This is a genomic window from Clostridioides sp. ZZV14-6009 (assembly GCF_020658095.1).
Taxonomy (GTDB): domain Bacteria; phylum Bacillota; class Clostridia; order Peptostreptococcales; family Peptostreptococcaceae; genus Clostridioides.
Genome location: NZ_JAGWDG010000001.1, coordinates 291,491 through 312,445, shown reverse-complemented (window position 1 = coordinate 312,445; position 20,955 = coordinate 291,491). Strand labels below are relative to the sequence as shown.

The 20,955-nt window shown below is 29.8% G+C and carries 16 protein-coding genes and 1 pseudogene; 1 reads left to right on the top strand and 16 read right to left on the bottom strand.

Annotated features, from left to right (window positions below; translation table 11 throughout):
• Positions 1-268: 268 nt before the first annotated feature.
• The 14 genes and pseudogenes from KGF36_RS01365 to KGF36_RS01300 form a co-directional block, all read right to left on the bottom strand.
• Entirely contained in the window at positions 269-1,138 is an 870-nt protein-coding gene (locus KGF36_RS01365) for an AraC family transcriptional regulator (RefSeq protein WP_227828236.1), read from the bottom strand.
• A gap of 153 nt (positions 1,139-1,291) precedes the next feature.
• Entirely contained in the window at positions 1,292-2,410 is a 1,119-nt protein-coding gene (locus KGF36_RS01360) for a C45 family autoproteolytic acyltransferase/hydolase (RefSeq protein WP_227828235.1), read from the bottom strand.
• A gap of 315 nt (positions 2,411-2,725) precedes the next feature.
• Positions 2,726-4,144 (bottom strand): annotated as a pseudogene (locus KGF36_RS01355) (YfcC family protein).
• A gap of 23 nt (positions 4,145-4,167) precedes the next feature.
• Positions 4,168-5,307, bottom strand: a complete 1,140-nt coding sequence (locus KGF36_RS01350; protein ID WP_227828234.1) for a M20 family metallopeptidase — start codon at positions 5,305-5,307, stop codon at positions 4,168-4,170.
• Between the two features lie 376 nt (positions 5,308-5,683).
• On the bottom strand, positions 5,684-7,147 hold the full coding sequence (locus tag KGF36_RS01345) for an alanine/glycine:cation symporter family protein (RefSeq protein ID WP_227828233.1): 1,464 nt from the start codon (positions 7,145-7,147) through the stop codon (positions 5,684-5,686).
• Positions 7,148-7,796: 649 nt separating this feature from the next.
• The gene (locus tag KGF36_RS01340; protein WP_227828232.1) at positions 7,797-9,059 is read right to left on the bottom strand and encodes an MFS transporter; all 1,263 of its coding nucleotides are present in this window, start codon (positions 9,057-9,059) and stop codon (positions 7,797-7,799) included.
• Positions 9,060-9,082: 23 nt separating this feature from the next.
• Complete coding sequence (locus KGF36_RS01335) at positions 9,083-10,291, bottom strand: PLP-dependent aminotransferase family protein (protein ID WP_227828231.1); 1,209 nt, start codon at positions 10,289-10,291, stop codon at positions 9,083-9,085.
• A gap of 28 nt (positions 10,292-10,319) precedes the next feature.
• On the bottom strand, positions 10,320-11,213 hold the full coding sequence (locus tag KGF36_RS01330) for a bifunctional enoyl-CoA hydratase/phosphate acetyltransferase (protein ID WP_227828230.1): 894 nt from the start codon (positions 11,211-11,213) through the stop codon (positions 10,320-10,322).
• 17 nt (positions 11,214-11,230) lie between these two features.
• Positions 11,231-12,289, bottom strand: coding sequence for a butyrate kinase (buk, locus tag KGF36_RS01325; protein ID WP_227828229.1), 1,059 nt, complete (start codon positions 12,287-12,289; stop codon positions 11,231-11,233).
• 158 nt (positions 12,290-12,447) lie between these two features.
• Positions 12,448-12,987 carry a 2-oxoacid:acceptor oxidoreductase family protein gene (locus tag KGF36_RS01320; RefSeq protein WP_227828228.1) on the bottom strand — a complete coding sequence of 180 codons (540 nt, stop codon included), beginning with the start codon at positions 12,985-12,987 and terminating at the stop codon, positions 12,448-12,450.
• Between the two features lie 12 nt (positions 12,988-12,999).
• A complete protein-coding gene (locus KGF36_RS01315; RefSeq protein WP_227432607.1) occupies positions 13,000-13,719 on the bottom strand; it encodes a thiamine pyrophosphate-dependent enzyme in 720 nt (239 codons plus the stop codon).
• Between the two features lie 2 nt (positions 13,720-13,721).
• Entirely contained in the window at positions 13,722-14,798 is a 1,077-nt protein-coding gene (gene vorB, locus KGF36_RS01310; RefSeq protein ID WP_227828227.1) for a 3-methyl-2-oxobutanoate dehydrogenase subunit VorB, read from the bottom strand.
• A 29-nt stretch (positions 14,799-14,827) separates the two neighbouring features.
• Positions 14,828-15,025 (bottom strand): 4Fe-4S dicluster domain-containing protein, encoded by a 198-nt coding sequence (locus tag KGF36_RS01305; protein WP_227432605.1) that lies wholly within the window; start codon positions 15,023-15,025, stop codon positions 14,828-14,830.
• A gap of 291 nt (positions 15,026-15,316) precedes the next feature.
• Positions 15,317-16,084 (bottom strand): IclR family transcriptional regulator, encoded by a 768-nt coding sequence (locus KGF36_RS01300; protein WP_227828226.1) that lies wholly within the window; start codon positions 16,082-16,084, stop codon positions 15,317-15,319.
• 277 nt (positions 16,085-16,361) lie between these two features.
• Between KGF36_RS01300 and KGF36_RS01295 the strand changes: the two genes are divergently transcribed.
• Positions 16,362-17,909, top strand: coding sequence for a nitrite/sulfite reductase (locus tag KGF36_RS01295; protein WP_227850096.1), 1,548 nt, complete (start codon positions 16,362-16,364; stop codon positions 17,907-17,909).
• A gap of 58 nt (positions 17,910-17,967) precedes the next feature.
• Here the strand turns inward: KGF36_RS01295 and glyS are convergent, their stop codons facing one another.
• Together glyS and glyQ are read right to left on the bottom strand one after the other, a co-directional pair.
• Positions 17,968-20,034 (bottom strand): glycine--tRNA ligase subunit beta, encoded by a 2,067-nt coding sequence (gene glyS / locus KGF36_RS01290; RefSeq protein ID WP_227828224.1) that lies wholly within the window; start codon positions 20,032-20,034, stop codon positions 17,968-17,970.
• Positions 20,034-20,912 carry a glycine--tRNA ligase subunit alpha gene (gene glyQ / locus KGF36_RS01285; protein WP_227432601.1) on the bottom strand — a complete coding sequence of 293 codons (879 nt, stop codon included), beginning with the start codon at positions 20,910-20,912 and terminating at the stop codon, positions 20,034-20,036. Before glyQ ends, glyS begins: the two co-directional genes overlap by 1 nt.
• Positions 20,913-20,955: the final 43 nt, after the last annotated feature.

Here is a 20,955-nt window from a genome sequence, read left to right as displayed (position 1 = left end):
GTTTGATTAATATCATTTTAATATAATATTTTTGATAAATTAATACATCTTTTTTCAACTTTGCAAAGGAAAAAGTTGTACTAATTAGAATTTTCAGAAATATACAAATTTTATTTCGACTATATTTTAAATTTTTCTTAAAAATTTAAGAACTTGTTTTTATTTATTTTATTATCAAAATCGTCTATAGCTGATATAAATAAAAAAATAGATGCCCTTTTCTGAGCATCTATTTTCTATTTCAATTTATTTTTAGTTTTATTTACAGTTATTTTATAGGTATACAAATATCAATCTGTGAATCTACATTATCAGGTCCTAAAAATCTTTCATCATATATTTCGAAATCATCTCTTATATCAATTTCTTCCTTTGTGCTTAAGAACCAAGTTCCCCATATATATTCATAAGTTTTATCTAGCTTGTCCAAGCTACCAGTATGAGTGAATACAGCGTATTTTCCTCCATCAATATTTTTTGAAACAAATAAACTTGGTATACTTTCATAGCTACTAACTTCAAGCCCTATTATTTCGTTAAATTCCATAGTTTCACTAAGTAGATGTATTTGTGGAGCTGCTTCACAAATTCCAAATGCTCTATTTGATGGCAAAGTGTTTGGTACCATATGATGTATTTCTCTAAATCTTTCCCATAAGCTAGGTAATGAGTCATCTTCTAATATTACTTTATCTCTTATACCAATTACTTTTATTGAATCTATCTTTTTTATAACTGGTTTGATTGTTACATTCTCGACTAAGTGTTTCATAAAATCTAATTCTAGCTTTTTCTTCTTCCCAACAAATACATCTATTCTATTTTTTCTATATTCTATAGGGCTGACCTTGTATATAGCTTTAAATGCTCTACTAAATGCTTCTGAAGATTCAAAACCACTATCAATTGCTATATCTATTACCTTTTTATCACTATATAAAAGTTCTTTTGAGCTATTAACTAATCTTCTTTTTTTTATATAGCTTCCTACACTCTCACCAAACATGGACTTAAATAAACGTGTTAAATGATAATACGAGTATCCAGATTCTTTTGCTACATCATTTACACTTATATCTTCTTTTAAGTTATTTTCAATATATATTATAGCTTTTTCAAAATATTTTAAGTAATCCAATATTATACCTCTATCCTCTTTAATATTCTCAAATATTATGATATTTCAAGTAATACTATTTTGTTTACTATACTAAAATATAATAAACAATTCAACATAATACAGCACTTTTATTTTGTATACTCTAACTATCTAAGATAATTAGAGTATTTCTTATTCAATTAATTTAAAAAAATCAGCTGGTACTTTCTCTATATTTATATTTATAAGTTGCGTTGTACACTTAAAATTGTCATTTAGATAGTAACTATTCCATCCATTATCTTCTAATCCACCCCATAAGATATTAAATTTTCCCGTATTTAAGTCCATAACTATACTTTTTAAAGTTCCAAAAAAATCATTATAATAATTACAAGATAGACCCTGTGGATATTTTGAAGTCAATAAATTCATTAAATCTCTCTCACCAATCTTTTTAGAACTCTCTATATATTCTTTAATTAATTTGTATCTATGAATAGAATTGCTCATTGATTGTGGCTCAAATTTATGAAGTTCATCAATATGGACATGATTTGTAGAATGTAAAAATGATTCTCTTTTGTCTTCTGCCTTATTTATTCTATTTACTTCTTTTCTTCCATCTAAAGTTTCTACAAGTGCAATATTTCCAGACTTATCTGCAATCAATAAATTAATATTATATGCTATTGGCATATCTTCTATATACACCAATGCTTCATCTACATCCTTACAGTTTTCCAACAAATATCTAATAACAGCCCAAAATTGTAAACCTACAATAGCTGGCTTTCTCAGTCCTTCTGAATTACCTACAGGTAAACCACAAGATGACTGACTTACACCTAAACCACATTCATTCATTCCCTCAGTTCTACCAAACTGCATTACTGTAGTCCCAATATGTGCATATTTCCCAGTTACCTTAGTTTCGCATAACACAAAATCCTCCATCTTGTGTGAAAAGTCAAAATTACGTGCAAATAGTACATGACCACTTTCAGTTAATTCTGGTGCTAGTGCAACTTGACTACAACCGGGTCTAAGATATGTCATAGTATAGTATAAAATTTGATTCTGATTTACATGAATAGCATCAGCAAAACCTTGTAATTCTTCATTAAGACCTGGGCAGTATTTATCAAATATCTCTTTCATATACTTTTCTTCTTCTTTAGTTAAAACATTAGGTTTACCAATTTGACTTCCTATTAATTCTGGTATATCTACAATTGATTTTCCAAGTTCATATCCTATTTCATAATTCGTTCCACATAATTCAATATTTCTTACTTTTAAAGTTTCCATATATCTTCCTCCTCTAGTATCTATGTATATTTGATTTTAGCACCTAAAATATATCTTTTCATGATATTTTTTGCTATAACAAATTTATAAATAATAAATGAACTTATTTCTGAATTAATAGACATTACTAAACTAGTCAAAGTTATAAATACACATTTAAATAAAAAATAGTAAACTAAAACGGTGAACTTTACAAAGTTCACCGTTTATTTTCGAGATTCTATTTAATTTAAATTTAGCAAAATATATTTTAATTTAAAAGACTCAACTTTTAATATATTCTTTCTTTAAAGCCTCTATAAAAATATTTATTATCTAAAAAGGACCTAAATTAATTTGTACTGCAATCATCAAAAATACAAACCCTAAAACTAATTCCATAAGTATTATCTTTGATGCAAATTTAAACCATCTTGTATAAGGGACATGAGCAATAGATATTCCAGCCATAAGAACTCCTAGTGTTGGTACTATTCCATTTGCAAATCCATCACCCATTTGATAAGCTAAAACTGCAACTTGTCTAGGTATTCCAATAACATCTGCAAGTGGAGCCATAAGTGGCATAGTTACCATAGCTTGACCTGTACCTGAAGGTATAAAGAAATTGATTACAGACTGCATAATCATCATTGCTCCTCCACTAAAAATCCTAGGAACATAATTTAATACTAATGACAATCCATGAACTATCGAATCTAAAATTACTCCTTGCTCTAATATAACTACTATACTAGATGCAAATCCTATCAAAATAGCTGGATAGACCATCTCTTGCATTCCTTTTACAAATCCAGAAGCAATTTTATTTGGACTCATACCATAGACTATTCCACATAAAATTCCTAGAGCAAAGAAATAAGCTGATAAATCTGACATTCCTAAAGAAAATTTTATAATCAATATCATCAGAACGAGTATCCCTCCAAAGAATGTAACTAATACTCTAATATTTCCAGAAGACAACTTATCCCCAACAGAAGACTCATCAATTTGCCAGTGACTATAATCAATATCTGATACTAAGCTTTTACTTGGGTCTTTTTTTATCTTTTTACAATAAGAAATTATATATGCAGAAAGTAAAATCATTGTACAAATCCAAAATATCCATCTAAACCACATTCCTGAAAAAAGTGGTAATCCAGAAATACCTTGAGCTAATCCTACTGTAAAAGGATTAATTGTAGCTGAACCATATCCTGATGCAAGTCCCAATAAGAGAATAGCCGCAGCCACTAAAGCATCATAACCTAAAGCTATACATAATGTCATCAAAATTGGTAAAAATGCTATGCATTCTTCATACATACCTACAACTCCACCAGCTAATCAAAAAGTAAGTACTAAGCAAGTAATAATAATTTCCCCTCTTTTACTTCCCTGACTCTTAGAGATAACCCTTCCAATTAATGCGTCCAATGAACCTGTAGAATTTACTATACCAAATGCACCACCAATAATAAGTACAAAGAAAACTGTTACAGAATTTTTTCCAAGCCCACTTGGTATAGCTCTAAACAAGTCTATTAAACTAACTGGATGTTGTTCTCCATATGTAAAGCTTCCCGCTTGTACAATCATATTTCCATTATTTAAATCTTCTATTCTGTTATAGGTTCCAGAGGGAACAATATAGGTCATAATTGCTGCAAATATAATTAAACCTATCATCAAAACATATGCATCTGGGAATGCTAATTTTTTCTTTTTGCTCTCACTCTTATTAGTCATAGCCTAATCCCCTTTGTTAGAATTTACTCTTCTTTCATTTTTTTTAGTGTTTCTGGTTCTTCAAATAAACGTAATCCTGTCAAAGCTAATACTTTTATTCCATCAATTACTCTATTTTTTGCATATGGCTTTATAGCTGCTTCTAAAAATTCTTTTGTATGTAGTTCTTCACCATTTTCAGAGAATTTTATCAAAGGATGTATACATGGCATAATTTGACTGAGATTTCCCATATCAGTAGAACCAAGCATTACTTGTTCTTCTTCATCAACAATCCCAAATTCTTGCATTATATCTTTAAATATATTTATTAAAACTTTATTTTCATTCAACCCTTGACATGTAGGTTCAAAATGGTAAAAATCTAGTTCACATCCAGTTGCTATTGCTGCTCCTTTAGCACAGTTCTTTACTTTTTCTACAACCTCATCAAAATAGTCTTGTTCTTTTGCTCTTATTTCTAATCTAACTTTTCCTCTATCAGGTATTACATTTGCAGCGGTTCCTGCTTCTAATATTATACCATGGATTCTAGTTCCATCTACTAACTGTTGTCTTAGCGCATTAACATTGTTATATAATAGTACAACTGCATCTAGTGCATTTATTCCATTATATGGCTTAGCTCCTGCATGAGATGCTTTACCAGTAAATACAAAATCTAATCCACCAATAGCTATAATTTCTGGACTTACACAAGTTTTTGAATTTGGATGTATCATCATTGCAGCATCATAACCATCGAATACACCATGTTCTATTAAGTAAGGTTTTCCATCCCCAGTTTCTTCAGCAGGAGTTCCAATTATACTCACTTCTCCCTCATAAGTATCTAATATACTTGAAAGAGCTATTCCAGCTCCAACTCCCATAGATGCTATCAGATGATGACCACATGCGTGACCATTTCCTGGAAGAGCATCATATTCTGCTATAAAAACTATTCTTGGACCATCACCATTTTTCTTAGTTGCTTTAAAAGCTGTAGCCATACCTGCTAAATTTTCTTCAACCTCAAAACCTTCTTCTCTTAAAAATTCTGATATTTTTTTAGCAGATTTATACTCTTGTAGAGCAATTTCTGGTTCATCATACAAAGATTGACATAGCTCCAAAACTTTTTCTTTCTTTAAATCCGCCACTTGTATTATTTTTTCCTTCATATCAACCTTACCTCCCATTAAAATTAATTTATATATTTATTCATATAAGATAGAACAAATTTATATTTACTGCATTAAAACGATTTCTACACTTATTGTAAAACCTAACGACTTATTCAACAGTATAAATTTTTCTATCTATTATTTTATCTATTAAAATAAACAATCTTACTATATATACTATCCTTTAAAATAACAGTTTTAAATATAAATATATATTTCTACATGTATAAATCAAACATTTAATAAGTAAAAATATAAACATATCAATCAAAACTTATAATTCTACTATTATGTATTATATTGAACTTATATATCTGTGATATCTATTTTGAAAATTTAATTAAAATATCTATATAAAATACTTCACAAATAATTAATTTAATTTATGCTCACTCTCTTTTAAGCATCTATTTTCCCAAAATTCAGCATTTTTTATATCTAATTCAACAGGATTAAAAATCCTATCAGCTCTCTTTATTCCTAATTTTTTCTGTCTTAGGTAATCATAATATGCTTTTATAGCTGGCTTTTGCAGTGTAAAGATAGCAATTAAATTTATATATGTTAAAACACCTATACATATATCGCCTAATGCCCAACTTGTAAGTGGTTCTATAAAACAACACATTGCTGCACATATTATAAGCATAAATCTACAGACATTTATTATGTGCTTTTCATGTTTTTGTGCTTTAATTCTAGTTACCAAATAAGATACATTGGTCTCCATCATATATGAGAATGCTAATAATGTTGTGAAGGTAAATAATAATAAAACTATTGCTATAAAAATATCACCCAATTGAGGATGTAATGTATTTATTGCACTCTGCACATATTGTGGACCTGGCTCTACACCTGGTAGTGCAGTTAAAACTCCTGTAACATTGTATTTTCCTGTTATTATAATCATAATACCTGTAGCCATACATATTAATAATGTATCCACATAAACAGAGAAAGCTTGAACCAATCCTTGTTTAGCTGGATGACTTACTTCTGCTGCCGCTGCACCATAAGTTCCAGAACCTTCGCCTGCTTCATTTGAATATATACCTCTTTTAACTCCCCAAGATATTGCTGCACCTAACATGCCTCCAAACATTGAACCAAACCCGAATGCAGATTTAAACATCGTTATAATAGCATCTGGAACTAAATTTATATTTACTATGATTATCACTATTGTCATGATAAGATATGCTCCACCCATTATAGGTACTACTTTTTCAGCAAATAAACCAATTCTTTTAATTCCTCCAAAAATTATTATTCCCAATGCAATAGAAGATGCAACTGCAATTGTCATTCTTGAAAATCCAAATGCTTGATTCATTGCTAAGTATAGAGTATTTGATTGCGTCCCAGGCATAAAAAATGTATAACTTATAATTGCAACTACTGAAAATAAAATTGAACATCTTTTCCATCCAAGACCTTTTTCAAAGTAATATGGAGGACCACCTCTGTACTGCCCATCATGTTCATCTTTATATATTTGAGCTAGAGTAGATTCTACAAATGCAGTTGCCGAGCCTAATGTAGCCATTATACACATCCATACTAATGCTCCTGGACCTCCCATTGCTATTGCTACAGCCACACCAGCTATATTACCAGTTCCAATTCTACCAGCCATTGATGTAGCAAACCCTTGAAACGATGATATACCAACTTGAGAACTATCTCCTTCAAGTAAAAGAGTAAACATCTCTTTTATGTCTTTTATTTGGAAAAATTTTAATTTCAGTGAAAAATACAATCCTATGCATAAGCACATTGCAACTAATACAGGTGACCAAACAATTCCATTAATGGTGTTAACTAAATCGGTCACTCAACTCACCACCATTCATTTTAATTTATAGACAATAATTTAAACAGCTATGTATTAATATTTTGTATAAACTTTATTTAACTCAACATATCTTATAGACTTATTTTTTATTTTATTTATCTTATTTCTATCTTCTAATATGTAAACTACAGCAATTATTACCAAAATTAAGAATATCAATTGATACATGAACATAAGTATATAAATTTTTTAACGATATGTGTTTGAAAAACAATCAAACAATATAAATTGAAATACATATAAGGAAAGCCCAATTCTACTACATAAATAGCATAAACAGTACACTATTAATACGTGGTTAGATAATATATAGTTAGATTTCATAATTTTCTTATTCATTATTAGATATAAAATTGAGTGCAAATATCATCTATTACTAAAATCCATGTAAAATTTATATTAAACAAGCTTATGTAAATATACAAATAGGTGATAATTGCTACTCAATCTTATACTTTTAGGGGTAACTTTATGCTAAAACTATATTAAAAACACTTGATAACATTTTAATTTTTCCACACTTTATTCATTAAATATAACTATAAATTTTAATTTAGTATTACTTTTTATACAGTATTTATGTCAGTAGATTATACTGAAAAAAATACTCTATTATCAAATGAAACTTTTAAACTTTTAACTTATCCAATCTTCTCTTTTTAACTTTTAATATATATAAACAAGATAATATTCCTATTACTAAAATAGCTATTTGGAATATAAATGTATACGTGTATCCTTTGTTACCATAAGTATCTATCCAATGCCCTATTAATGCAAATTGGAATACATCTGGTGAAAAACCTAAAGCTGCTGCTATACCTATAGTAGTAGCTGAATATTTAACTGGAACATTTACTTCCTCTTGAACTGCATAGTATATACCTTTTCCCATATAACCTAATATACCTACTACAAATGTTAATGCTATAAATAAAGTCATTGGCGTTGATGAAGGCAATACTAAGAATAAAATTATTACTGCTATACCAAGTACATATATTGGTAAAAGCACTTTAGTAGGTGATTTTACTTTGTCTGCACAGTACCCTCCAAATGGAGCACCAAATAGTTTTAATCCATGTTGTCTTATTATAGCTAATGCTCCAGATAGTGCGACTGAACCTCCAAGTACTGAGGTTATATAAGGTGTAAAGTAAGACATTGTAACTGTAAATGAATATACACAGAATATACTTATACCTACTAACCAAGTATTTGGTGATTTTAAAACTACCATAAAGTCACTAGCAGCCATTTTTTCATTTTTACCTTCTTCTTTTTCTTCGCTAATATCTACATCTTTAATGACAAACCATAATACTGGACACATCACTATAGATAATATTCCTAAAGATATCATTACCCATCTCATACCTAAAACAGGAGTTGAAAATAATGTATAAATATATAAGAATATAGCTCCCATTACTACTCCAGAAACTCCAACCATAGCTTCATTAAATCCATAAACTTTACCTTGATTTTCTTTTCCTATAACTCTAAGTATCTTTACCATAGAAGGATAGTTCATAACTAATGATGTAATTGCACAACCTACCCAAGTTATAACAGCAAATGTATAGTTCATGTTAAATGCAAATAAAAATGATACTATTCCATTAAGAAATACAGAACCTAAAATTATCTTTCTATAATCAAATCTATCTGCTAACCATCCTCCTATAGGAGCTCCAAATATATTACCTAAACCATAAATAGTAAGTAAAAAACCTAGTTGAGTATTTGAACACTGTAATGCTTTTAAAATTGGATCATACAATGTGTATTGGATAAATGGTATAATATAAACTAATTCCCAACATATAGCTATGATAACAAGTTGAATCATTAACTTTCCAAACTTTAGCCCGTTCCCTTTTTCTCCCATAATTAAGCCCTCACTTTTAATATTTATTCACAAGCATAATTGAGTTCTTTTTTTATAACTTCTGCAAGTATTTTAATCCCTTCAACTATTTGCTCTTCTGACATTGTTGTATAATTAAGTCTCATAGTATTTTTTGGACCATTATTTGCAAAGAATGATTCTCCAGAAACATAGGCAACTCCAGCATCAATAGCTTTATCTAGTAAATTATCTACATTTATACTTTCAGGAAGTTCAACCCATATAAACATACCTCCATCTGGCTCTGTATATTTAGCTTCTTCTGGAAAATATTTTTTCATAGTTTCTAGCATCAAGAAGCATCTTTTTTTATACTCAGCTCTTATTTTTTCTACATGTTCATTTAAATTATATTTCTTTAAGAATTCTATTACTTGTACTTGAGAAAATTGATTTGATTGTAAGTCGATACCTTGCTTTAAAAGTTCTGCTTTATCTATAATATCTATATTCCCACACATCCAAGCAACTCTAAATCCTGGACATAACACTTTTGAAAATGACCCTAGATATAGTACTTTATCTTTAGTATCAAGTGATTTAAGTGTAGGTAGTGGTTCTTGTGTAAATCTTATCTCTCCATAAGGATTATCTTCTATTACTATGACATCATACTTGTTTACAACTTCCATAAAATCTTTTCTTCTTTGTAGAGACCATGTTTTTCCTGTAGGATTTTGGAATGTTGGTATTACATATATCACCTTTATGTTTGAATTTTCAGATAATAATTTATCTAAATCTTCTGTTACCATTCCTTCTTCATCTGTATCTACTCCTAAAAAATCACATTCATAAGGTCTAAATGCATTTATTGCACCCAAGTAACTTGGATTTTCTGTAACTACTATATCTCCTTTTTCTAATAAAATCATAGCACTAAGAGCTATACCTTGTTGTGAACCAGTAGTTATTATAATATTTTCTGGTTTTGTGTCAATATTTTCTTCTTCTTTCATTCTCTTAGCTATTATTTCTAACAACTCATCTTCACCTTTAGTAGGTCCATAAGCTAAAGCAAATTTTCCTCTTTCATCAAGTACTTGCTTAGTTACTTCACTTATTTCTTTTATTGGAAATAAGTTTGGGTCAGGAAGTCCTGCTGCAAAAGATATAACAGTTCCACCACTTGCCACTTTTTGAGCTATCTTCTTTTGAGAGTCTCTTATAGCTGAAGCCTTTACCATATCCATTCTTTTTGCATATTTCATAATAATTCATCCCCTTTTAAATAATTTCTTATTGTGATGCTAAGCAGGCTAATGCTATTGAATTTATTTTAATTTCGGCTGTATCAGAACGTGAACCTAAAATTATTGGATTTGTTGCCCCCAAAACTATCCCTGCCCACTTAGCTTTATTGAATCTAAGCCATGACTTTCCTAATATGTTTCCTGCCTCTATATTTGGAAATACAAGTAAGTCAACATCGCCAGCAATATTACTTTTGATACCTTTATGCTTTGCTGCATATGCATCAAATGCAACATCAAAGGCTATTGGACCTTCTACTATACAATTTGGTATTTCTCCTGATTTTACCATATCTACAAGTGAATTAGCATCTACTGTAGATTGTATTTTGGGGTCTACCATTTCATTTGCAGTGAGTATTGCAGTTTTAGGATTTTCCATACCTATACTCTTCATAGTAAGAAGTGAATTTATCATTATATCCTTTTTCTGATTTAAATTTGGAGATACATTTATCCCACTATCTGTACAATAAAGAAGTTTATGGTATTGAGGTAATTCATATACTGCAAGTAAACTTAAAAGCCTTCCTGTTCTAAGACCAAACTCTTTATTTAATATAGCTCTCATATAAACACTTGTATTTACTAACCCCTTCATAAGAACTTTAGCATCCTTATTTTTAACTACCTCTACAGCTTTTTTAACTGATTCATCAGGATTTTGACATCCTATTATTTCATATGCTTTTAGTCCAATCTCTTTTGATATATTTTCTATTTTATCTTTATCCCCTACGAGAATTGGCTTTATAAGATTTAAATCTGTTGCTGATTTGACAGCTTTTAACACTTCTTCATCTTCTGCAACAGCAACACTTACAATAACAGGTTCAAGCTTTTTAGCTTCTTCTAATAAATTATTAAAATCTTTTAACATATTTTTTCTCCTAAATATTAATAAGTTTTTGCCATTTCTTCTCCATTAAGAACTCTAAGAGCTCCAAGAGCAAGTGCTTCCATTTCCATCTCACCTGCCACTATCTCTACTGGTGCTAAATATGAAACTTTTTCTATTATTCCTTTAGTTACCATTTCCGAATGTGATATTCCCCCTGTTAAAATAATCCTATCTATATCTCCAGAAAGTGAGGCTCCATACATAGAAATTTCTTTAGCTGTTTGATAGATAAACGCATCCATTATAAGTTTAGCTTTTTCATCACCATCTTTAATTCTATTTTCGATTTCTATCATATCTTTTGTTCCTAAATAATCGTACATACCTCCAATTGAACTTACTTTTGCAACCATTTCATCATGAGTATATTTTCCTGAGTAACATAATTCTATAAGAGGGTATGCAAGTAATCCTCCACTTCTTTCTGGCGAAAATGGACCATCAGACCTTCCACCACTTCCATCTATCATTTTTCCTTTTTTATGTGCTACAATTGATATTCCAGAACCTAGATGTGCTACAATAAAATTGTAATCTTCATATTTTCCACCTAGTTTTTGTGCTATTTTTCTTGAGACAGCTTTATGATTTAGTGCATGCAACCAGCTAGCTTTTTCTATATCTGATATACCTGTAATCCTTGATACATCATCAAATTCATCTACAGAAACTGGGTCTACTACAAATGATTGAACTCCTATTTCATCTGCTATAGTCTTAGCTAACAAGGCACCTAAGTTTGATGCATGTTCTCCATTTATTTCATTTCTCATATCCTCAATCATTTCTTTACTTACGATATAAGTACCACCTTTTATAGCCTTCATAAGTCCACCACGACCTACTACTGCGTCAAAAGAATTTATATCGTGATTTTCACTACTTAAAACATCCACTATTAATTGCTTTCTATAATCGTATTCATCAAATACCTTAGAAAAATTTTTTAAATCTTCTCTTGTATGAGTTATATTTTTTTTCAAAACTTCATCTTTATCTTGAAATACAGAAATCTTTGTAGATGTACCACCAGGATTAATTACTAAAATTTTCACTTCAACGCCTCCTCGGTTTCATACTGTAGAACGTCGTTCTGTTATTTTTTTAAAAATTTTGTCGTCCTATCACTCAGAACGACGTTCTATATTTTATTAATTAAATACTAACACATAAAAATGAGTATTTCAATAATAATTTTAAATATTTAAAATATTCACTCATAATCATATCCAGCTTCAAATGCTTCCACATTTTTTGCATTAAACTTTCCTTTACCTTGATTTTCAAAGTACTCACACATACCACTTTCAAATTCTTCTTTTGTAAATAAATCTAAATTCTTCACCATAGCACCCAACATACAAATATTAGCAGATTTTTCATTGCCTAAATTTTGAGCTATTTCAGTAACAGGTACTTTTATAACATTAATATCTTCTCTATATTTTCTATCCTTATTTACTAGTGATTCATTGACAAACATATAACCATTTGCTTTCATTAAACTTTCATACTTATCTATTGATACACTATTCATTCCCAATAATATATCTGGATTTTTTACACAAGGATTTGCAATTTTCTCATCACTTACAACAACATTACAATTTGCACTTCCTCCTCTCATCTCATTTCCATAAGATGGGAACCATGTAATCTTCTTTTCTGCCTTATATGCAACATACATTATAATTTTTCCTGCTGTAAGAACTCCCTGTCCTCCAAAACCAGCACATATAATTTCATTTAACATATTATTTCCTCCCTAATCAATAAATTCTCCAAGTGGATACTTTGGAACAAGTTCGTTTTCTATTCTCTTCATAGCATCTACTGGCTTTAATCCCCAGTTTGTTGGACATGGTACAAGTATTTCTATTAAGCAAAAGCCTTTCTTATCTTTTTGTTTTTCAAGTGCTTTTTTGATATATCTTTTTGTTGTATTTATTTCTTTAGGGTTAGTTATTGTTCCTCTTGCCAAATATGCTATATCTAAATTTCCCATAACTTTTACAACATCAAATGTTGAACCATGGTCTTCATATGTTCTACCTGCTGGAGTAGAAGCTGTATGTTGACCTTGTACAGTAGTTGGAGCCATTTGCCCACCTGTCATTGCAAACATATTATTATTCATAACTAAAAATATTACATTATCATTTCTAGTAGCAGCTGACATAGTTTCTCCAAGCCCTATTGCATAAGCTCCACCATCTCCAGCTATTGTAAATATATATTTATCTGGTCTAACTCTTTTCATAGCTGCCATAGCTGCACCCATTTTACCATGAGGAGGAACAACAACATCTACATTCATACTAAATTGAAACATATGATTACAACCTATATCTGAGCATATAATCGTATCTTGACATATATTCATTTCTGTTAATACTTCTCCAATAATTCTATCGACTATAGAGTGTCCACAGCCTCCACAGAACATATTTTCACACATCATTATTGCTGGTGCTTTTTTAGCCATAATTAAAATACCTCCTCTTGCTTAGCTTTTCCATCTATAATCTCTTGAGCAAAATCTATTAATTGATTTACTTCTGCCATATATTGAGCTGTTGCTACTGAATATACTGGGAATCTATTATTACATGCTATAATGACATCTTCCTTCATTTGTGCCATCATGTTCATTTCAACTGTTACAAGCCCTTTTAATGAATCTTTTAATTTTTTGAAAGCTTTTCTTGGGTAAGGCCACAATGTTTTGGGTCTTATTAATCCAAGTTTTATACCTCTTGCTCTTGCATCTCTAACTGCACCTTCTGCTATTCTTGAAGAAATTCCATATGCAACAAATACCACATCTGCATCTTCTATCTCTATTTCTTCCCATCTTTGTTCATTTTCTTGAACTTTTCTCATTTTTTCTATATAACCTTTTTGCCATGTATCTTGGTCTTCAAAATATGTTATATCAGTTATTACTTTATTTTTTTCTCCAACAGGAGTTCCTTTTGCTGCCCATGGAGCTTTATCCTTATCATATTCTTTCATTGGTGGTGCCATACAAGGTTCTACCATTTGACCTATTGTAGCATCAGAAAGTATAAGTACTGGATGCATATATTTTTCAGCTAATTCAAAAGACTCATATGCCATATCCATATTTTCTTGAACACTATTAGGTGCCAATACAATTAAATGATAATCTCCATTTCCTCCACCTTTTACAGCTTGCCAGTAATTATCTTGACCAGCTCCTATAAATCCATCTCCTATACCATATCTTTGTACACATGCTACAACTGCTGGTAAACCAGCTGATACCCAATATGCAATTCCTTCTTGTTTTAATGAAAATCCAGGTCCAGATGAAGACGTCATAGCTCTTGCTCCAAGTGCACTTGCCCCCATAACCATATTTACGCTGGCTATTTCAGATTCACCTTGAATAAATACTCCTCCAACCTCTTTTTGTCTCCAAGCCATCATTTCTAATATTTCTGATTGTGGTGTTATTGGATAACCTGCATAAAATCTACATCCACCACGTATAGCTCCTTCTGCTAAGGCTTCATTTCCCTTAATTAATAAACTTTGCATACGTTTTCTCCCTTCCAATAAAAAGTTATTTATAATATCTCAAATACTAAATCAGGACACATTGTATAACAAGCGCCACATTGAACACACTTTTCTTCATCGACTTTGACTGTTACAAAGCCTTTTTTATTTGTGTAATCAGAAAGACTTATTGCTTCTTTTTTGCAAGCTTCAATACAAAGATAACACCCCTTACATCTTTCAACACTCAACTTGACTTTTTCCATTTTTCAAATCTCCCCTTTTATGTAGTAATTTTTTTACTTAATTTTAAATATATAATATTTATGTGGGTTTATTATATATATTTCATTGTTGTTCTATTCTTTAGAACACTGTTCTGTTTTGTATTGCTTAATTAAAAGATATCACATTCGCTTATATATTTCAATAATTTTTTCAATTTTAAAAATATTTAATTTTTATATTCAATAAAAAAGAGACCCTATCTAAACTGGCATTTACAAATAACAATTTAAATTTAGTCCCTTTTTATTATTCAAATTTATTTTTTAAAATTATCTAAAAAGTTCAGATATACTCTTTGCAGTTTCTATAACTCTTTTAATCTTATATTCAAGGTCTCCTTCTTGCATTCTTATAGTAGGACCTGATAGACTTATTGCTGCTATAGCTCTATTATTTTTATCCAAAATAGGTGCTCCAATACAAGTTAAACCATGTTCTAGTTCTTGGTCATCTAGAGCATATCCTTGCTCTTTTATTTTTGCCAAAAAAATCATCATATCATCCCAATTATCAATTGTATGCTCTGTATATTTGTGTATTGGAGTTTTTCTGTACTTTTCAAAATCTATAGAATCATTAAATGCCATAAGACATTTTCCAACTGCTGAACAATAACATTCACTACTGGAGCCAACTGACGGATTTACTGAGAGTAATTGATTTGAACCATATTCTTTATGTATTATGATACTTCTTGGAGAATCTTGAGCTCTTTCTTCTAGTATAGACACATTCACCACTTCGTTAAATTCTTGATTTAATTTTTTCGTATATGGTTTTACTATTTCAGTCAAAGACATTTGTTCTCCCACAACCATACCTATTGCATATAAATTTATTCCCAACCAATACTTACCATTTTCAGTGTTTTGTATAACAAAACCTTTGTTTTCAAGAGTTACTAAAGTTCTATGTACAGTACTCTTATATACTCCCATAACCTTACTTATTTCAGTTATTCCCATCTCTCTCTTTTCATGATATAATAGCAAAATTATGTCTAGGGCTCTATCTAATGCATTTATTATTTCTCCCATATACAAATACTCCTCCTGCGAATATTAAGCGTTTATTCAACACTATACTAAATATTATATATTAAAATCACAAAATTATCTATTTATCTTAATTATATTTTATAAAACAAAAATATTATACTTATTTAACAAAATAAAGAGTCATACTCAGTATATCTTCCTTATTTTGACTTTTGATAGTATTCTACTGTTATATTTTTACCATATCTAGATAATAATATATATATAATTATACAGTATATTTATTTTTATACAAGTCTAATAATGAGGTGAAATAATGGATAATTTAAAAGAGACATTGTTAAATGAACTACATAATTTTAAAGAATATTCTTTAAAATTATTGAATGGAGAAATAAATAAAATGCAATACAAAGGATTTTCTGGTGGATATGGAGTTTATGCTCAAAGAGACAAAAAATCATTTATGATAAGACTTCGAGTATCTGCTGGAGTATTGTCGAAATCTCAACTTGAAAAAATTTACCAAATGGCTACCAAACATAAGCTAGATAAGATACATTTAACAACTAGACAAGCTATACAATTACATGACTTGTCTATAGACTCTATAGTTGATGTTATGGAAGAGGGAATAAAAAATGATATCTTCACTAGAGGCGGTGGTGGTAACTATCCTAGAAATGTAGGTTTATCTCCATTATCAGGAGTTGACCCTGACGAAGCTTTTGATGTTACTCCTTATGCAGTTGCTACTGATAAATATTTTATCAAAAATGCTACTACATATCACTTGCCTAGGAAACTAAAAGTTTCTTATTCTAGTTGTTATACAGATGCTGCCCATTGTAGTATACAGGACTTAGGATTTGTAGCTACTCTAAAAAATGGCGAACCATATTTTAGAGTTTTCTTAGGCGGAGGTTTAGGTAAACAACCTAAAGTTGCTTTAGAACTTGATGAAGTTATAAAACCTAAAGATGCATTATATTGTGTAGAAGGAATGATTAAATTCTTTATGGCTTATGGTAATTATGAAAATAAAAACAAAGCTAGAGTTAGATATATGGTTGAAACTCTTGGAGAGGAGATGTTTTTAGAAAAATTTAAAGAATACTATAAATTAGAAAAAGAAAAAGGTAATCTTGAACTTAATGTTGAACAAATTGATTATTCTAAGCCTGGAATTAAGATAGATTTACATGACTCTAGATTAATCCATCAAAAACAATCTGGCTTATACACTGTATATATACATCCAATAGGAGGTCTATTATTGACTAAAGATTTAAAAATTTTACTTCAAGAGTTAGATAATATTAAAAATCCTATGATTAGATTAGGTATGACAGAAGGATTGTACATCTTAAATTTAGATGGAAATGAAGCAAAAAGAATATTAGAAATAAGCAAGACTATTAGTTGCAACTCTCAATTAGAACAGAGTATCTCCTGCATAGGTGTTCCTATTTGTCAGATGGGTATACAAAATAGCCAAAAAATGTTGCATGAGATAATAGATTATTTTAGATTACAAAACAATGAAGAAATTTTAAACAAAGCTCCTAAATTATATATTTCAGGATGTCTAAATTCATGTGGTGTTCACCAAATTGGTAGTATAGGATTATGTGGTAAAAAGAAGAATGTCAATGGTGTATCTACTGATGCATTTGAATTATTTGTTGGAGGTAGTTTTGAAATAGGTAAGACTAAACTAGGAAAATCTCTAGGAGATTTTAAAGCTAGTGACCTTCCAAAGATGCTTTATGAAATAGTTGAGGTTTCATCAGGAAATTTTTATGAATGGATAAATTTAAATGATGATTTATTAAATAACATAACTGATAAATATAAAATATAAATTGATTAAAAAAATGAGATAGCTTATCGCTATCTCATTTTTTATAATCAATTGTATTTTATTTATAAACTATTTTAGATAAATCGCAAATTTCTAGCATAGTATCATATATTTGTTTAAGTAAACCAAGTCTGTTATTTTTAATAGATTCATCATTATCCATAACCATAACTGAATCAAATAGGTTATCAACTACAGGTCTTAAAGATGCAAACTCATCTAAAGCAGTACCGTATTTCTTGTCTTTTAATAATTCTTTTACTCTTACTTTTACTTGCTTAAATTCATTATAGAGCTTAATTTCAGCATCTTCTTTTAATAGATTTTCATCAATTCTATCACATTCTGCTTTTTGAGCCAAAGTAGAAACCCTATTAAATGCAGTAAGCATTTCCACTAATTCATCTTTTTCTAGCCAATTATTAAGCTCTAAAGCTCTCATATGCATATCAGAAATATCATTTATATCAGAGCTTAAAACAGCATCAACAACATCATATCTTATCCCTAAATCTTTAAATAGATTTTTTACTCTTTCATTAAAGAAGTTCATTATTTGCTCAACAACTTCCTCTTTATTAAAATCTAACTCAGAATAATTATCTAAAGCATGTTCAATAAGTACTTTTAAGTCTACAGCTACTTTTCTATCCATAAGTATACTAAGTATACCTAAAGCTTGTCTTCTTAAAGCATATGGGTCTTGAGAACCTGTTGGTTGTATTCCTATGGCAAAAAATCCTGCTATTGAATCTAATTTATCAGCTATTGATAAAGCTACTCCTGCATTAGTTTTAGGAAGAATATCTCCTGCAAATCTTGGTAAATAATGTTCAAAAATAGCCTCACTTACAACATCATTTTCTCCTCCAACCTTCGCGTATTCTTTTCCCATAAAACCTTGTAATTCGTCAAACTCTCCTACCATTCCAGTAACTAAATCTGCTTTAGATAATTTAGCAGCTCTTATAGTGTCTGCCTTTTCATCTGCTAATCCTAAACTATCAAGTATATCAGCACTTAGTTTCTCAAGTCTTAAAGTTTTGTCATAAATAGTACCCAATTTTACTTGGAAAACAACAGTTTTTAATTTTTCTATGTAGCTTTCCAAGTTTCTCTTAGTATCTTCTCTATAGAAAAATAAAGCATCAGCAAGTCTTGCTTCTAAAACTTTTTCATTTCCAGCTTTAACATTATCTATTCTGTAAGAGTCTCCATTTCTAACAGCTATAAAGTTAGGTAACAGTTTTCCTTCTTTAAGTACTGGGAAATATCTTTGATGTTGTTTCATAGGAGTTATAATAACTTCTTTTGGTAGTTTTATATAGTCTGTATTAAATTCGCCATAAAAAGCAGTTGGATATTCAACTAAGTAAGTTACCTCTTCAAGTAAATCTTCATCAAACTCAACTTCGCCACCTAAAGAGTTGGCTACTTCTATACATTGTTTTCTTATAATTTCTTTTCTCTTATTTTGGTCTAAAACTATATAATTTTTCTCTAATTTTTCAAAATATTCTTCTATAGAATTAACTTCTATTGTACTTTCCCCTAAGAATCTATGTCCTTTTGTTACATTAGAAGATATTATTCCTTCTAAATCAAATTCTAATACCTTATCATTTAACAATGTAACTATCCATCTTATAGGTCTTGCAAATTTTAGGTTTTTTCCTCCCCAACGCATAGCTTTTGGGAATACTACAGATTTTATAGTTTCTGGTAATATCTCTTTTAACACTTCTGAAGTGTCTTTCCCTGCTTGCTTTATAGTAGCAAAAATATATTCATCTTTTCCAACTTGTTTAAAATATATGTCAGATTCTCTTAATCCTTTACTTTTTATAAATCCTAAAGCTGGTTTTGTGAAATTATTTTCTGCATCAACAGCAATCTTCTTGGCAGGACCTTTTATTTCTTCTTCTAAATCACTTTGCTTATCACTTAAGCCTTCAACTACTAAAGTCAATCTTCTTGGTGTTCCATAGGCATCTATTTTATTAAAAGATATTCTATTTTCCTCAAATAATTTATTAAGATTGTTTTTTAATTGTTCTAGTGTACTACCCATAAATCTTGATGGCATTTCTTCAACACCGATTTCAAATAAAAGATAATTTTTCATTATTTGTCACCGTCCTTTAAAAGAGGGAATCCCATTTCTTCTCTTTGTTTTACAAAAGTTTCTGCAACAGTTTTTGCCATATTTCTAACTCTACCTATAAATGAAGCTCTTTGACTAACACCTATTGCTCCTCTTGCATCCAATGTATTAAATGCATGAGAACATTTTAATACATAATCATATGAAGGTATTACAAGACCGCTTTCCATAAGTCTTAATGCTTCTTTTTCATATATATCAAACAGATTAAACAACATATCTGCATCACATAATTCAAACGCATATACTGAGTTTTCATACTCAGCTTTATTAAACACTTCGCCATAAGTTATTTTATCATTCCATTTTAAATCATAAACACTATCAACTTCTTGAATGTACATAGCTAATCTTTCTAATCCATATGTAATTTCTCCTGTCTCAAGCTCACATTCAATATTACCTACTTGTTGGAAGTATGTAAATTGAGTTATTTCCATACCATCTAACCAAACTTCCCATCCAAGTCCCCAAGCACCAACTGTAGCAGCTTCCCAGTTGTCTTCAACAAATCTTATATCATGTTCACTTGGGTCAATTCCAATTTCTTTTAAGCTCTCTAAATACAATTCTTGTATATTATCTGGAGATGGCTTTAGTATAACTTGGAATTGATGATGTTGATATAATCTGTTTGGGTTTTCACCATATCTTCCATCTGCTGGTCTTCTTGAAGGCTCTACATAGCATACTTGCCAAGGCTCAGGTCCTAATGATCTTAAAAAAGTATTAGGATTCATAGTTCCAGCACCTTTTTCAACATCGTAAGGTTGCATCATGATACAACCTTGCTTTGACCAGTATTTTTGCAATGCCAGTATCATTTCTTGAAAATTCATAAAAATCCCTCCTATAACAATAAAGCCTCTCGTCTACACGAAA

What these genes read in the sequence shown, in the direction of transcription:
- KGF36_RS01360 (WP_227828235.1), bottom strand. Translation starts at nt 2,410, where the DNA reads ATGGAAACTTTAAAAGTAAGAAATATTGAATTATGTGGAACGAATTAT.
- KGF36_RS01350 (WP_227828234.1), bottom strand. Translation starts at nt 5,307, where the DNA reads ATGAAGGAAAAAATAATACAAGTGGCGGATTTAAAGAAAGAAAAAGTT.
- KGF36_RS01340 (WP_227828232.1), bottom strand. Translation starts at nt 9,059, where the DNA reads ATGGGAGAAAAAGGGAACGGGCTAAAGTTTGGAAAGTTAATGATTCAA.
- KGF36_RS01335 (WP_227828231.1), bottom strand. Translation starts at nt 10,291, where the DNA reads ATGAAATATGCAAAAAGAATGGATATGGTAAAGGCTTCAGCTATAAGA.
- KGF36_RS01330 (WP_227828230.1), bottom strand. Translation starts at nt 11,213, where the DNA reads ATGTTAAAAGATTTTAATAATTTATTAGAAGAAGCTAAAAAGCTTGAA.
- KGF36_RS01320 (WP_227828228.1), bottom strand. Translation starts at nt 12,987, where the DNA reads ATGTTAAATGAAATTATATGTGCTGGTTTTGGAGGACAGGGAGTTCTT.
- KGF36_RS01315 (WP_227432607.1), bottom strand. Translation starts at nt 13,719, where the DNA reads ATGGCTAAAAAAGCACCAGCAATAATGATGTGTGAAAATATGTTCTGT.
- vorB (WP_227828227.1), bottom strand. Translation starts at nt 14,798, where the DNA reads ATGCAAAGTTTATTAATTAAGGGAAATGAAGCCTTAGCAGAAGGAGCT.
- KGF36_RS01305 (WP_227432605.1), bottom strand. Translation starts at nt 15,025, where the DNA reads ATGGAAAAAGTCAAGTTGAGTGTTGAAAGATGTAAGGGGTGTTATCTT.
- KGF36_RS01300 (WP_227828226.1), bottom strand. Translation starts at nt 16,084, where the DNA reads ATGGGAGAAATAATAAATGCATTAGATAGAGCCCTAGACATAATTTTG.
- KGF36_RS01295 (WP_227850096.1), top strand. Translation starts at nt 16,362, where the DNA reads ATGGATAATTTAAAAGAGACATTGTTAAATGAACTACATAATTTTAAA.
- glyS (WP_227828224.1), bottom strand. Translation starts at nt 20,034, where the DNA reads ATGAAAAATTATCTTTTATTTGAAATCGGTGTTGAAGAAATGCCATCA.
- glyQ (WP_227432601.1), bottom strand. Translation starts at nt 20,912, where the DNA reads ATGAATTTTCAAGAAATGATACTGGCATTGCAAAAATACTGGTCAAAG.